Source organism: Candidatus Collinsella stercoripullorum (assembly GCF_027669965.1).
GTDB classification, from domain to species: domain Bacteria; phylum Actinomycetota; class Coriobacteriia; order Coriobacteriales; family Coriobacteriaceae; genus Collinsella; species Collinsella stercoripullorum.
Window position 1 is genome coordinate 1 of the sequence record NZ_JAQECM010000057.1, and the last position, 14,674, is coordinate 14,674.

Below are 14,674 nucleotides of genomic sequence, written 5' to 3' on the forward strand. Positions count from 1 at the left end.
CCGGCCTTCCTCAACCTGCGCAAGAACGATCCCGACCGCGAGCGCGTGTTCCGCTTCCCGTTCGAGGGCGCGCTGATGAAGGTCGCCCTCGCGGTGCCCTGCATCGAGCTCGTGCTGACAATCGTCGCGACCGTCGTGCCGCTCTCCGGGGCCGAGATCGCCGACAAGGTTCCCATGCTCATCGGCTTCATCGTGCTGCTCCTCATCGGCGAGGTGGTCCGCGTCGTCTCCGCCCGCGGACGCAAGGAGGAGTACCGCGGCCTCACGCCAAAGCTCGCCGCCGCGCGCCTGGCAGCCGAGGCCAAGGAGGCGGACGGCGAGTAGCCACGCCTGATTTCCGACCTCGTGCGATACGCCATCTCGGGCCGTTCGCGGGTACGGTTCAAAAACCCGCTCCTCTCCTTTCGCCGTCCGGCAGGCACGGCACCAAAAGCCTGACCTCTTTTTTCGGCAATTGCCCGCCGGCTGGATGCCGGCGGCGGATCGCAAGCGATATGGAGGTAATCTATGCGTACGATCACCGAGTCCGAATCCACCCCCAAGGCCGACGGCTTCTACATGCCCGCTGAGTTCGCGCCGCAGGACCGCGTGTGGATGGGCTGGCCCCACCGCACCGACACCTGGGCCCGCGGCGCCAAGCCCGCCCAGGCCCAGTACGCCGAAATCGCACGCGCCATCTCCCGGTTCACGCCGGTCACCATGTGCGCCAACCAGGCCGACTACGCCAACTGCAAGGCCGTCTTCGAGGAAGACGAGAACGTCACCGTCATCGAGATGACCACCGACGACGTCTGGTTCCGCGACACCGCCTGCACCTATGTGATTAACGGCAAGGGCGACAAGCGCGCCTGCCATTGGCACTTCAACGGCTACGGCGGCCTCATCGACGGCCTCTACTTCCCGTGGGACAAGGACGCCTCGCTCGGCCTGCAGATCAGCCAGATCGAGCAGGTGACGCGCTACCGTCCCGACGACTTCATCCTGGAGGGCGGCTCGTTCAACTGCGACGGCCAGGGCACGGTCGTGACCACCGAGATGTGCCTGCTCAACGAGGGCCGCAACCCCCAGTACACCAAGGAGCAGATCGAGGAGCTGCTGGGCGAGTACCTGGGCATCGAGAAAGTCATCTGGATCAAGGACGGCATCGACCCCTATGAGACGAACGGCCACGTGGACGACGTGGCGTGCTTCAGCGCCCCGGGCGAGGTGTGCTGCATGTGGACGGACGACCCCGACCACAAGTTCTACCGCGAGTGCCAGGAGGCTTACCGCGTGCTCTGTGAGGCGACGGACGCCCGCGGCCGCAAGCTCAAGGTGCACAAGGTGATCATGCCGAGCACCTCGGTCTACATGACCGAGGTGGAGGCCTCGACCATCGACCTCGTGGAGGGCAGCCTGCCCCGCACGCCGGAGGACGCCTTCGAGCCGAGCCACCTCAACTTCCTGCCCATCAACGGCGCCGTTTTGGTCCCCCAGTTTGGCGACCCCAACGACGAGCAGGCGCTCAAGGACATCCAGGCGGCCTACCCGGACCGCGAGGTGATCGGCATCATGACGCGCGAGATCATCTACGGCGGCGGCAACATCCACTGCATCACGCAGCAGCAGCCCAAGGCGCACCGCACCGCGTAGGACGCGGAGCAAAGCCGATTCGCGTAGCCCCCGGCAGCCGTATTGTTGCGGCTGACGGGGGCGTTTGCGTTAGAAGAGCAGGGACGACGGGGGCGCCGCGGCGGAGGATACCCTTGGCGGTCTTCACCTTTCGGTCGAATCCGCCCGCATATAATGGGGCGAAGACCGAAGGAGACCCCATGCCCATCCCTAAATACAACGAGTTCTACGGCGCCGTGCTCAACTTCCTGTCCGACGGGATGGAGCACAGCTCCCGCGAGATGATCGGCCCCATTTCCGACGCCTTCTCCCTCACAGCGGAGGAGCGCGCGGAGAAGCTGCCCAGCCAGACGCAGACGGTAATCTCCAACCGCATTGGCTGGGCCCGAACCTATCTCAAGAAGGCCGGGCTCATCGCCAGCCCGAAGCGCGGGGTCTTCGCCATTACCGACCGCGGACGAAGCGCCTTGGCATCGGGCGAGGCGATTACCAATGATTACCTATCTCGATTCGACTCGTTCAAGGACTTTTTCAGCCGTCCTGTTGCAGGCGTCGAAACTGCCAAACAGGATGAAAACCAATATCATGCCGACTCTGATGCAAAGAGGAGCACGCCCGACGAAGCGCTCGCCCAAGCGCTCTCACAAATCAACGAGCAGCTCTCAGATGACCTCCTCGACGAGATCATGAAGATCTCGGACCAGGCGTTCGAGCAGTTCGTCCTGGACCTCATGACCAGCATGGGATACGGGTCGGTCGACAACACCACGCAGGTCACCCCGTTTGCCGGGGACGAGGGCATAGACGGCATCATCATGGAGGACAAGCTCGGGTTCGATCTAATCTACGTCCAGGCGAAGCACTACGCCCCCGACCACACCGTGGGCAGGCCCGACATCCAGGCGTTCGTGGGCGCCATCGCCGGGCGCGACGGCAAGGGCCTCTTCGTGACCACCTCAAAGTTCAGCAAGCAGGCACGTGAGTACGCCGAGCGTCAGCACATCGTGCTCATCGACGGCCAGCGCCTCGCCGAGCTCATGATCGAGCACGACTTTGGCGTGTCCACGCGCAAGGTGTACAAGGTGAAGGCGGTCGACACCGACCTGTTTAACGGGTATCTCGAGGAGTAGGGCACGGGGAGCGCGCAGCGGATCTTACCCGGGCTCACCAGGCGGCGCCTCCTCGCCCATGCAATCGCTTTTAACCTGAGGTTCTCATGGACTTATTGCAGGTAGATGGTTATTTTTAGGGTATTGTCAACTCGCTGAGGGAAAGGATGCCCATGGCCATCTTCATCGGTACAGAGCAAGAGTTCAACAAGTTCATAGGCCCGCGCGTCCGCAACAGGATCAACGCGCTCGCACGCGCCGCCAAGCACGACCGCGGGTTCGTATGCGAACATTGCGGCAGGAAGGTCGATGAGCTCGAGGCAGCCCATATTCACGGACGCGATCGGAAGACGATCGTCCATGAGATTCTCGAATCGTACCTTGACGGGGAAACGTACCGAGTCGATCTCGACGCCTTCGAGCGGCAGCTCGATGCGACCCACTCCCCCATCGGCAACGTGGTCCTCTTCCTATGCCCCAAGTGCCACCGCACTTATGACCGCAACTACTCAGCTGAGGCGAAATCGGACGAAGCAAAGCTCGGTGCGAAATCCGGTGCCGACGTCCCTGCGGCAACCGCAAACCCCGACGCCGCGCACAAACCCTCTGATCTCTCCCCGAAGCCAGGAGAAAGCAACAAAGCGTATGTCACGAGGGTTTTCGAGCAACTCTATCGAGGAGGGCATATTTCCGATTACGAGCTGAATAGGCTCTGCTCCCACGATGCCGACGACGAAGCGTATCGTTCGAGGACTTTCGGTTTCACCAGGCCACTCGCGGTCACAAGCGATGCGGAGCGCTTCGACGAGCACGGTCATCCGCGATATTACGCGGAGATATGCTGCGGACATTTCTTCTTGTGCAGCCAGTGGTTCCGCGAGAACAACAGCGGATACAACCTCGGCAAATTCCAACAATGGGCGGAGAAGATGGCGCAATGGAATGCGAGCGATACGCGCCCCATAGCGCCATCCGATCATCCAGCAGAAATCGTATAATCCTATATGGACATATCGTCCAAGATGAAGGGGCACAACCGATGGCCGAAACACCCTGTTCCCAGGAAATTACCGTCATCAAAGACGACCAGGGGCTCCTCTTCCTTGGGGATTCCCATGAAATACAACAGCTCCTCGAAGAGCGCGGGCTCGCATCCCGTGAGTTTCGCACCAAGGCCCTCAAGATGGGCGGCGCCGCACTGCAAAAGGCGAGCGATGCATCCATGCAGTCAGGGCGCTGGGTCAAGCTCACCGAGGAATCCGCCGAGCTCCTCAAGCAATACGGTAAAGCGGGGGCCATCCAGCCCGGCGTCGCACAGGCCGCCAATGGCCGGATCGTCAAGTGGCTGAAGTTCGAGACCCCGAGCCAGCTCTTCTCCCCGGCGATGGCGACGGGCATGGCCGGAATGATGACCCAGATGGCGCTCGAGCAGGCGATCCAGGAGATAACGGATTACCTCGCCGCCATAGACGAGAAGGTAAACGACCTCTTGCAGGACCAGAAGGACCGCGTGCTCGCCGACCTCATGGGCGTCGTCTTCGAGCTCGACGAGGCGACCTCCGTCAGGGACCGCACCGGCACGCTCACCGACGCCGCATGGTCGAAGGTGGCCCCCTGCGCCAAGACGACGGAAACGGCCCTCGCCTACGCACTGACCAAGCTCCAAGGGATATGCGACAAGCTCTCCCGGGCGCGCTCCGCAGAAGACGTCGACGACGCGCTCGAGCGGGGTACGAGCGACGCCCGCATGTGGCTCTACGTGATCGCCCGAGCCATCCAGACACGCGACCGCCTCTCCGTCATCGAGCTCGAGCGCGCGTTTTCCGAGAAGCCCGAGGTGCTCGAGGAGCATCGCCTGGCGATCGTCGAGGCGCGCAAGGACCGCCTGGCAAAGGTCCGCGCGCTGGTAGACGGTATGCGAACGACCTTGGGCGAGACGGCGGACCGCATCCGCGACGAGAAGATGCTCCATCCCATCATCGTGGACAGGTCGCTTGAAAGGCTCGACGTCCTCATGTCTGCAGCGGAGGAGTTCTCAAGGCAGCTGGGGATCGAGATAGACGAGAAGACGATTGAGCGCGCCCTCAGATGGGATAAGGCCGCTCGCAAGTTTGTCAAGAACCGCGCCGCCGACGCCGCCGATGCGGGAGAGCAACTGGCGGCAGGCGCCCGGGACCTCGGCGGCAAAGCCCTCATAGGCGCCCAGGACCTCGGCGAGGCGGTCGCCCAGGGCGCCGGCTCGTTGGGCGACGCCGTGGGGAAAGGCGCCCAGGACGCGGTGAAGGCGCTGGAGTCCGTCGATCTTGGCAAGGTTAAGGACTCCCTTCCCATCAAACTTCCCTTCGGGAAAAAGCGCAAATAGGACAAGCGACTCAAAGACGGGAGAGCCCCATGCAGGAACGCGATAACACGATTAACCGACCCTCCGACGATCGGTCGGCGGATGCGTACATTGATGCGGTCAATGCGGTGATTGGCCTGGCCGAGATGGCTATGCCTCAGCTTAAGGGCAGAGGGGGCAAGGCTGCCGTGCTAGCCGGGGCAGTCGTCAAGGCGGCTCCGGTTGCCCGCGCCGCGGCAGAGCAGATCCCCAAGATCGCGCCGGTCATCGCCCCCGCCGCCAAGAAGGCCGCAAACGTCGTGGCCGACAAGGTCCCCGGGGCCGTGGGCGAGGGCGCTGGCAAGGTCGCCGGCGCGGCGAAGGGCGCAGCCGGAGCGCTGGGAGGCGCTGTCGGCTCCGTGCGGAATGCCGCCAAGGACGCCGCGGAGGTCCGCGCCCAGGAGAAGGCGCGCGAGCTCGCGCGCAAGACGCTCCTCGATGGGGCGAAAATACGCATGTCTGCCGCTAAATTCCAAGAGAACTGGAACGTTCAGTCGAAGGCCCCCGGGGACCACGAGGGCTATCTCGCCTACTCGGGCTGCTATGTCGTCATCACCTGCGATAACGCCGTCCGCAAGGACGACTACAGCAAGTACCGTGAGCTCTACGTGGGCAAGTCCGAAAACATCGGCGCAAGCATCCACGATGACTTCGTGGGCAGGGGCGACCCCGACGTATACGCCGACGTAAAGTACAAGCAGCACGTCTACGTTTTGCTCTACCCCTGCGAGAAGGACAAGATCGATCAGCTCGAAGCGTCGCTCATCACGGCGCTCGATGCGGATGAGTCGTACAACCGCAAGAATTAGATTATCGGGATAGCCCACCTAGAAAGCCGGAGGATATAAGGCGATGAAGGACTGCTTTTCAATCACTACGTATACCGTTCAATCCATTCTCGGCCTTATCGGTTCCGGAGACATCGCCATTCCCGAGATACAGCGTCCCTTCGTTTGGTCTCGCACGCAGGTCCGCGACCTGATTGACTCCCTCTACAACGGCTACCCCACGGGCTACCTCATCACATGGAAGAATCCCGACGTTAAGATCAAGGGCGGCGGCACCGCCGAAGGCAAGACAGTGCTCATCGACGGCCAGCAGAGAGTCACCGCGCTCATGGCTGCACTTGCGGGTCTCCAAGTACTTAATGAGGACTACGAGCACATTCGCATCAAGATCGCCTTCGACCCCCTCTACGACGGTGAGGACAGCCCCTTTGCGGTCCTCACGCCCGCACTCGAGAAAAGCCCACGCTGGATTTCCGACATCTCTGAATTCTTCGCACCCGACTTTGACTCGTGGAGCTTTGTGAACGACTACATCGAGAAGAACGAGGGCGCCGATCCCAGGCAGGTCAACAGGGGGATAACCGACCTCAAGGCGATAGCGACGCGCCAGCTCGGTGTCATTTCGATCGATGCCGACTGCTCCATCGATCAGGTCACCGACATCTTCATTCGCATCAACTCCAAGGGTGCCGTGCTATCGCAAGCAGATTTCGCCATGTCCAAAATTGCAGCCGACGAGGTTCACGGCGGCTCGATGCTCCGTAAGGCGATCGACTACTTCTGCCATCTTGCAGTGAAACCGGAGTTTTGGTCGACGATCTCATCCCAAGACAAGGAGTACATGGCGTCAGAGTACGCCGCAAAGTCCGAGTGGCTCAAAGGCGACTCGGACGAAATCTACGACCCCGACTACAACGACGTCCTGCGCGTCGCCTTCATGTACAAGTTTGGGAGAGGCAAGCTGGCAGATCTCGTAGCCCTTCTGTCGGGCCGCGACTTCGAGGAGCGGGTCTACAAGAGCGAGATCGCCGACGACTCCTTTGCCAAGCTGCATGATGGCGTGGTCCGCTTCATGGACAAGGGCTCCTTCCGCGACTTCACCCTCGCCCTCCGCGCCGCGGGCTTCATTGCCCCCACGCTCACCTATTCGAAGGGCGCCATTAACTTCGCCTACAACCTGTATCTCCGTCTCAGGGATGACAAGGCCATCTCCGCCACGGACGTGAAGCGCTACGTCCAGCGCTGGTATGTCATGTCCGTCCTTACAGGGCGTTACTCCGGCTCGTCGGAGTCCGTCATGGACCGGGACATCCGCTCCATCGCCGAGCGCGGCTTCCTCACCTTCTATGACGAGATCGTCCGGGCGCGCCTCTCCGATACGTTCTGGGAGGTCGGCCTCCCGCAGCAGCTCGAGACCACGAGCACACGAACGGGGGCGTGGCTCGTCTACCTGGCTTCGCAGGCGCGCGCTGCGGACAACACGCTCTTCACGAGCGGCTTCAAGGTAGCCGATGTAATCAGCAACATAGGAGACATCCATCACATCTTCCCCAAGGCGTACCTGAGGGATAAGCTCAACGCGCCGCAGCGCCTCTACAACCAGGTCGCAAACTACGCGTACCTGGAGAAAAGAATCAACATCGCCATCGGTGATAGACGTCCGGGCGACTACTTCTCCGAGGCCCTTTATGCGTGCGAGGCCGGCGAGAGATACTTCGGCGACATCAGCGATGCCGACGCTCTCGAACGGAACCTCAAGGCGAACTGCATCCCGTCAGACATCTTCGAGATGGGTGCCGAGGACTATGAAAAGTTCCTTGAGGAGCGTCGCAAGCTCATGGCGGAGAAGATCAAAGGATACTTCCTGGGGCTGTAGCCTAAAGTTCGCTGGCATATTGACGCCTACCACGTCAGCCAGGTGCTGAATACCTCGCCCCAAGTTGAGCAGTTCGGCCTTGAACCCATGGGACAAGAATTCCACCTGGCAACTCATCCCATCCGTGCTGCCACCAAGTCCAACAATCTCAACCCTCAGAATTAGTGACCAGGATCTTTTTCATGAAACAGTACAGATCCCCAAGTTCAACCTTATCGCTGGAAATCGCTTCAATCATTCTTCCTATACCGTTTTTCCCAACCGACTGGTCTTTGGAAAACCATGATTCGAGCTCGCCCTGTGGGATGATATGCACCCCGTATCGGCCGTATTCCTCGATCAGCTCCTCCGCAACGGTGCGCGATTGCTCGTCGAAGGCCTCAAGCCCGTTTTTCTTGAGAGACTTTTTCACTTCCTCGTAATCATCTCTTGCGTGAATATCGCTAGCAAATTGGAAGTGTTTCTGGCGTAAGGGAGGGGCTACTCGATTGACGAACGACGACTTTGCTTCAAGGTTTAGAATAAAGTCGATGTCCAAGATGCAGCTGACGCTCATTTTCACACCTGCCATCAGGTCGAACAAGTTGAGGACCGTGTCGGATCCGTTCAAGCCGATGAAATGACGCCCCTGAAATTCAGCGTACAAACGCTGCTGGCAGTAATGCTCGTACACCACCCGATCGTTCTCGTTTTCCACCAGAATCGTTTGGTCGTAGAAAAGTGAGTTGATGACCCTCTCGTTAAGCATCTGGACTCCCGCCTTCGCCCTGCCTGAGGCGCCTGTCCTGCAGTCAGCGAATGTTGCGAGGTCGATCCTCTCGGCGGTATGCTCGCCCTCGATGACGTTGAGATACATTACGCAGGGTTCGCACTCCTCAGTCAGAACGCCCCGGATGAAGTCGGCGTCGTGCGTCGCCACGAACACCTGCTTTCCGCGGTTCGCTGCATCGACCACGGCCTTTCCCATCTCCCTCCTCTGCGGGGGGTGGAGGAATGTCTCCGGTTCATCTATGAATATTACTTTCGAAAACGGGTCGATCAGCGTCAGCAGCAGTGAGACGAATGCCTTGAGACCGTCGCCCTGCTCGGACAGCAATGGGGAGTTGTCGCGCCACCAGTGCGCTTTTTCCACGACGCCGATGACGTCGTGGGGAATGGGACGGTCGGGCATGATGCGCAGGCGCGTATCCGCCTGCCTGAGGTCGTCGAAACCGATGCGGACGCCGAAGACTTTTTCGAGGACGAGGTTCATGTCTTCCTGCATCGCTTCGTTCAGATACAGGCTTGCGATCCTGTCGGTAGGTCCGGAAGCCATCGCCTCGATGTCCTCGATTCGCGTTCCGAAGCCTCTCGACAATCGGTCTTCGCAGAACTCGGTGCTGATGTAAACCGTCGACAGGAAATCCAGGATCCATTTCAGGACGTGGTCCGGCGTCCCGACGTCCGATCCGATACCACCACGGTCATCTACCGTCAGCTCGAAGGGCTCGCCGCTCTCGTAGCAGGATGACGCCGCAATGGTGCTTAATCGGCGGCCATTCGCGGCGGCTGAATGCTCAATCGACTTCGTCACGCGAGGTCTCAAATAGGACACCGCCTCGTCCGAGTTCGCCGATTCCACCTCCGGAATAAGATCGGGTCTCTCAAAAACCTCCTCCATCGTTCGCTTCAAAGGAAGCACGCTGATGGCAATTTCGGCTTTCCATTTTGTGTCTTTGAATTGATTGCGATTCTGAGGGAAGCACAAAGCGGACACTTCCCTCAGCAGGGTGGACTTGCCGCTGTTGTTTTTCCCGACGAAAACGTTGACGGCGCCCGTTTCGAAGCTTGCGCCTCCGATGTTCATTCGCGTTATTCTCAAAACACCTCTCCGTTCTGCTTTCCGAACGATCCTCTAGCCCTTGAGCGGCTCGAGGAGTTGTGCGCTAAGAAGCCCATTCCAGCGCTTTCGGATTCCAATCGGGCCCTTCGGCCTGCCGCCCTATCGCCGGATCGACGTACTTCTTGACGCCCCTTTCGGCATCCGCGACCCTGAGCCATCTCGATCGGGGATCTTGGCCTCGGCCGCCGCCTACCTGTACGCCCTCTCTCGGAGCCCACGCCAGGAATCCGGCACCCCGAAGGCGTCGAGCGGGCCGATCCCCCTCATCCCCGCCTCCCTCTCGATCGCCCTCGAAAGGTCGGAGCCCGCCATGCCGTACCGGGTCACGTGGAGCACGAGGTCGACGAGGTCCTTCACCCGGCTCGACTCCCTTCCTCCGGGATAGACCTGCATGGTGGCGCACACCTTGTCCGCCACGGTCCTCTCCACGGGATAGATCAAGTAGTCGAATACAGCAAGTCCCTTTACATCAAGCCTGTTCGCGGGAGTAACCAAATCGGCCTTCCCGAGCTCAACAGGATCGGCAACGAGGTCGATAGCTATCTCCGACTTGTGCCTAGTCCCGTCGAGGACGACGTCAAACCTCACTCGGCAGCCATCTCGGTACTCCTGGGTCGCGGCTATCTTGTCCGCTGAGACAAACCGGAACTCAAGGCGGTCGCCGAGGTCCTTGGAGGCAAGGCGCTTGAGCTCCCCGAGGGCGGCCTCCAGACTGCCGCCCCTATAGAGAAAATCCGTATCGGTCGTGTAGCGGGCGTCAACGGTCCTGGCGAGGATCCCCCTGCCGCCCTTGAGCACGAAGGGCTTCCTCTCTTCGCTGAAAATCCTCTCCAGCAGCCTGCCGACGTAGAATCCCTCCACAGCACGCCCCACGTCCTGACCGGACTTCTTCGCCGCCGCCTTGACCGCCTGCTCCAGCGCCAGCGCGCTCCGATACTCCCTGGCCATCACGCCTCCTCACTCGCGGTGCCCGCTGGCCCGTTGTCCCCCTCCGGCGCATCGGGGAGCATCGCCGCTTTTACCAGCGCCGTAGCGACACTCTCGACGTCGGGTTTCGGAAGCGCCCCCGTTGCCGCCGTGAACCCTCCAGCAAGCGCCTTTGCCCCGATATGCCCCGTTTCCCCGCCGACCTCGAGGCGCAGATTCCCAATCGAGTCGATAAGCGTCCTCTGCAGCGTCTCCAGACTGGACGGAAGCCCGGAACCCCTCAGGGCGTCCAGGAATAGGGCGGCCGTATCCCTCATTGCCGTCTGGAACGCCTCGCTTTTGCAAATATCGGCAACCGCGCTCTGCAGGGCCTCGTGCGCCCTGTCGACCAGCACGTCGGACACGTTGCGGAGGATGAGATCGGCCGCGAAGGACTCGCCCCCCTCGGGGAAACCGTACCGCGACGCAACGGGCCCGAGGAGCTCCGAGAGCCTCTCGAAGTCGAACGTGTGGGCGCATCTCCTGGCCGCGTCCCGCATGAACCCGTAGACAAGGGAGGGATCCTCGTCAAGCCGCAGAAGATCGAACACGGTCCTCTCAAAGCTTGTTGTCGGCAGCCCGTCGACCATCACGATGTCGGACTCGTCAAGCGAACATGTCAGAAACCTCATGTCGTCGCGAACCGTCTGCTTCCTAGAGGCGGCGATGAAGGTGTAGGGCGACAGGTGGAAATCGCCGGCGCCCAGAGCGGCGGCGGCCGTCCCCGCTGCGACGACGGCATCGAAGGGTCTAATGGCGAGACGCTCCACAGCGGTCTTCTTGGGAAAGGCCGAGAGCCATGCTGCCTTGAGGTCGGCGTTCGCGGGCTCGCTCCCCGCAACGAACCGATAGACCCCGTAGCACATGGGCTCAACGTGCATGGCATCCGCCATACGCGAAACCTGGTTGCGTCTGAGTCCGATGGCCTGCGCTTGGGCGGTGGTGAACATCCCCCATTGCGAGGCGGCGAGCTGCTCCAGCTCCGATATGTCTGATTGCTTTACCATACTTTGATAGTTTACATCAATGTAAACGAACTCAGTATCAGAATGGCTACTGAGGAGCAATCACCGATACTCCTGTTGGGAGCGCCCGTCCCTCCCCTTCAGGTGGGCGGCACTATGCTTCGGAGCTTTTGGGTCCTTTCTCGAGCATGCCCATTGGGAACCTCACGATCCATAGCTACCAACGGACTCGTCGCAAAAGGCACATGCGTACATCGCCTCAGAAACCTGCTGCACTCTTGCCGTGCTCAATCATCTTCAGCATATTCATAGATTCCCGAACTGTCAGTACGAGCAGGGACGGGTAGCCGAAACCTCTTTCAGAGCCAAAATCCCACAACGCAACCAAACGTCGTCAAGCAGGAGATTTCATGCCCATCCCAATATAATAGGAACTCTACGGCACCGCGCTTAGTCACTCATCCAATGGTCCGGAGCGCACCTCCCATGAGACGATCTGCAACATCTCAATGGTCTTCCCCTCGCCGCGGAGGGAGTGCACAGAGAAGTTGCCCGGCCAAAGGCGGACAGTGGTCTACAATTGTTTAGGCTGGGCTCAAACCAAGTCTGAGCGAGAAGTTTGATTGCGCCGCTTTCCCGGCACTCAATAAAACCAAAAACGATAACTAGTCAAGAAGACGACAAGTTCCGCCCCGCAAGTCATGCGATGTTTGACAGGCGAGACTAAGGCCGAGCATCTACCATTTAACTTCGGACACATCTGTTGATAACGCTAGCAACTAATGCCACTAGAGCTTCGAACACGCGCTTTCAGTTATCAAAGCCAGAGCAATGAAGAAGAGAAGACGAACCGAGCGATTATAATGAGCAGACGAGTTAACCGAATCTTGAAAATACCAGAGGACCGCGCTTAAGGGCAATGCACTTATGGTTGTTGAATTGTGTTTCGGTTAATTTGACTATCTACGAGGACGGAGTTGAGCGATGTCATTTGAAGCCCGACAGAGCGTTGTAGGCAAGCTTCTCAATGATTCAATATATAGAATACCGCGAAACCAGAGGTCCTATGTATGGGATGAATCAAATTGGAGCGATTTGTTTGGTGATATTGAGATCACCGCAAAAGACGATTTGATGCCGCATTTTGTCGGATCGATAGTCCTAATAAAAGAAGGAAAAGAAGACGGCCTCAACGTTTATACAATCATTGATGGCCAGCAAAGAATTATCACTATTACTCTCCTGCTCTCCGCGATAATGTACGAATTTAAGCGTCGTGACATGGTTAACGATGCTCTCGGAACAAAGAAATACCTGATAGCATCCGGCGACAAGGGTCAGGAAATTGTAATTGTTGCTCCTGAAAAACACGTCACTCTGGAAAGGATTGCACGAGGGGTGATTGCCCTCTCTCCAGAAAACGCTAGAAAAATGTCCGCGTCTGCATTTTCCGCAGAAATGTGCTCGTCAAAAAGCAAGGATAGGCAAATTACTAAAGCTTTCAGATTTTTTACAAGCAGGCTCACCGTCTTTGACGACGATTCTCTAGTTCAGTTTAGAAATGCTGTTATTGGGATGACGTACGTGGATATATGCGCAACAACAGAAGAAGATTCCTACACGATTTTTGAGATATTGAATGCAAGGGGACAAGAGCTCCAAGCTCATGAGCTGCTAAAGAATTATATTATGAGATATTATCTTCCCAGAGAGTCACGCGATGACGCTAAAAATATCTGGTCAGATATAGAGAGGACAATTGGTGACGGAATGGATGAATTTCTCCGTCACTACGCAATTCACAGATTTGAATTCGGCAAGAATAAAAATGATAAAATATATAAAACTATTCGAGATGCTTCGAATCCTCAAGACGTCAGAAACCTTCTTTTCGACATTCAGAAAAAAGCCGAATATTACGCCCATATCTCTAATCCAGATAAACAAGAGGATGACTACAGCTATCTTCGATTTTTCGTATCAAATAGGGTCCGAGTTCTTAGGCCACTTCTAATCAGCCTGATGCACTGCAGGGATCGAGAGGACATAAGCCCTAATGCGTATATCGATACTTTAGACTATATATATAAGTTTTACGTTGTATTTAAGATTGTTGGGGGCATGGAGTCCAATTCTCTAACTGGAACGATTAGAAAATATTCCCATTCAATTGAAACCGCGTTCAGCGGACAATCAATCTATGAAATGAAGCAGGCTTTGAAGGCAAAGCTGCCGGCAAAGGAGTCATTTTGCAGCAGTCTGCACGCTCTCGGCTGGTCACATAAATGGGCCTTCTATTCCGATAGCAAAAATAAAGATAGGTGCCGTCTTGTCCTAAAGCTTCTTGAAGAGTCGAAGTCTAATCTATCCTCAGTTTCCGAGTTCACCATTGAACACGCCTACCCTGATTCCGAAGATGAAGGGAACGCCGTTGTTGGGAATTTGCTTCCATTAGAAGATGCCCTAAATCGAAGGTGCAAAAACAAGACGCTGCAGGAGAAAGTCGAAATTTATAGAACGTCTTCTTTTGCGACAACAAGAGGATTTGCAGAGCGCTACCCAGACGGAAGATTCGATATTAAAAAAAGAACCGAGGCAATTGCGGAAAGCATCTACACATTGTTTCAGGTGTAGGCAATTCGTCAGCGCTTGTCCAAACACGTCGGATGGATTTCAAAGTGCAATTGGTAACGTTAATGCACCTTAGACTTGTTTTGGGATAGCACCCACTGGGACAGTTTCTCGATTATCGAAATATGTCGTAGTGCCTCTTTACAAAAGCAAGGTATGAGAAATAGCGTTTCCATCAATATGGCTATTCCATCTATCGTTTTAGAAAAATGATCCTGAACAATATGCCCACCAAACTTGTTCTCAGAGTATCTCTATCCCACTCTCGTTGCGTCGAAGGTGAGGATGTCAAAGCATTGAGTGAAAATGTAGAGCATTGCTAACTATCAAGATGCAAAGATTGCCGCCGTGCATAGATGGGCTGATTACTGAACATCAGCTACTTGCATTGAAAGATTCCTAGCATTGAACAATCCTTACTTATCAAGTAGGGCCATAGTGAGTAATCGCGCCTGTTAGCACCCTC

10 protein-coding genes and 1 pseudogene are annotated in these 14,674 nt (G+C 57.5%); 8 read left to right on the forward strand and 3 right to left on the reverse strand.

What is annotated here, in order from left to right:
- The 7 genes and pseudogenes from PHA29_RS09260 to PHA29_RS09290 all read left to right on the forward strand — a co-directional run.
- Positions 1-324: pseudogene (locus PHA29_RS09260) on the forward strand (amino acid:proton antiporter); the annotation flags it as partial.
- A 183-nt stretch (positions 325-507) separates the two neighbouring features.
- A complete protein-coding gene (gene aguA / locus PHA29_RS09265; protein WP_270849316.1) occupies positions 508-1,632 on the forward strand; it encodes an agmatine deiminase in 1,125 nt (374 codons plus the stop codon).
- 179 nt (positions 1,633-1,811) lie between these two features.
- Positions 1,812-2,741 (forward strand): restriction endonuclease, encoded by a 930-nt coding sequence (locus tag PHA29_RS09270; RefSeq protein ID WP_270849319.1) that lies wholly within the window; start codon positions 1,812-1,814, stop codon positions 2,739-2,741.
- Between the two features lie 152 nt (positions 2,742-2,893).
- On the forward strand, positions 2,894-3,718 hold the full coding sequence (locus PHA29_RS09275) for a hypothetical protein (protein WP_270849321.1): 825 nt from the start codon (positions 2,894-2,896) through the stop codon (positions 3,716-3,718).
- A 41-nt stretch (positions 3,719-3,759) separates the two neighbouring features.
- On the forward strand, positions 3,760-5,082 hold the full coding sequence (locus PHA29_RS09280) for a hypothetical protein (protein ID WP_270849323.1): 1,323 nt from the start codon (positions 3,760-3,762) through the stop codon (positions 5,080-5,082).
- Between the two features lie 167 nt (positions 5,083-5,249).
- Positions 5,250-5,909 carry a hypothetical protein gene (locus PHA29_RS09285; protein WP_270849324.1) on the forward strand — a complete coding sequence of 220 codons (660 nt, stop codon included), beginning with the start codon at positions 5,250-5,252 and terminating at the stop codon, positions 5,907-5,909.
- A 43-nt stretch (positions 5,910-5,952) separates the two neighbouring features.
- A complete protein-coding gene (locus PHA29_RS09290) occupies positions 5,953-7,764 on the forward strand; it encodes a GmrSD restriction endonuclease domain-containing protein (protein ID WP_270849325.1) in 1,812 nt (603 codons plus the stop codon).
- Positions 7,765-7,912: 148 nt separating this feature from the next.
- Here the strand turns inward: PHA29_RS09290 and PHA29_RS09295 are convergent, their stop codons facing one another.
- From PHA29_RS09295 to PHA29_RS09305, 3 genes are all read right to left on the reverse strand, one after another.
- Positions 7,913-9,610 carry an AAA family ATPase gene (locus PHA29_RS09295; protein WP_270849327.1) on the reverse strand — a complete coding sequence of 566 codons (1,698 nt, stop codon included), beginning with the start codon at positions 9,608-9,610 and terminating at the stop codon, positions 7,913-7,915.
- Positions 9,611-9,835: 225 nt separating this feature from the next.
- Positions 9,836-10,594 carry a nucleotidyl transferase AbiEii/AbiGii toxin family protein gene (locus PHA29_RS09300; RefSeq protein WP_270849329.1) on the reverse strand — a complete coding sequence of 253 codons (759 nt, stop codon included), beginning with the start codon at positions 10,592-10,594 and terminating at the stop codon, positions 9,836-9,838.
- A complete protein-coding gene (locus PHA29_RS09305; protein ID WP_408612047.1) occupies positions 10,594-11,505 on the reverse strand; it encodes a hypothetical protein in 912 nt (303 codons plus the stop codon). Before PHA29_RS09305 ends, PHA29_RS09300 begins: the two co-directional genes overlap by 1 nt.
- A gap of 1,056 nt (positions 11,506-12,561) precedes the next feature.
- On the opposite strand from PHA29_RS09305, the gene PHA29_RS09310 reads away from it, so the two are divergent.
- On the forward strand, positions 12,562-14,211 hold the full coding sequence (locus tag PHA29_RS09310) for a DUF262 domain-containing protein (RefSeq protein WP_270849330.1): 1,650 nt from the start codon (positions 12,562-12,564) through the stop codon (positions 14,209-14,211).
- Positions 14,212-14,674 lie beyond the last annotated feature (463 nt).

Coding starts and splice junctions, on each gene's coding strand:
- PHA29_RS09305 (WP_408612047.1), bottom strand. CDS start 11,505: ATGGCGGATGCCATGCACGTTGAGCCCATGTGCTACGGGGTCTATCGG.
- PHA29_RS09290 (WP_270849325.1), top strand. CDS start 5,953: ATGAAGGACTGCTTTTCAATCACTACGTATACCGTTCAATCCATTCTC.
- PHA29_RS09270 (WP_270849319.1), top strand. CDS start 1,812: ATGCCCATCCCTAAATACAACGAGTTCTACGGCGCCGTGCTCAACTTC.
- PHA29_RS09310 (WP_270849330.1), top strand. CDS start 12,562: ATGTCATTTGAAGCCCGACAGAGCGTTGTAGGCAAGCTTCTCAATGAT.
- PHA29_RS09275 (WP_270849321.1), top strand. CDS start 2,894: ATGGCCATCTTCATCGGTACAGAGCAAGAGTTCAACAAGTTCATAGGC.
- PHA29_RS09280 (WP_270849323.1), top strand. CDS start 3,760: ATGGCCGAAACACCCTGTTCCCAGGAAATTACCGTCATCAAAGACGAC.
- PHA29_RS09300 (WP_270849329.1), bottom strand. CDS start 10,594: ATGGCCAGGGAGTATCGGAGCGCGCTGGCGCTGGAGCAGGCGGTCAAG.
- aguA (WP_270849316.1), top strand. CDS start 508: ATGCGTACGATCACCGAGTCCGAATCCACCCCCAAGGCCGACGGCTTC.
- PHA29_RS09295 (WP_270849327.1), bottom strand. CDS start 9,610: ATGAACATCGGAGGCGCAAGCTTCGAAACGGGCGCCGTCAACGTTTTC.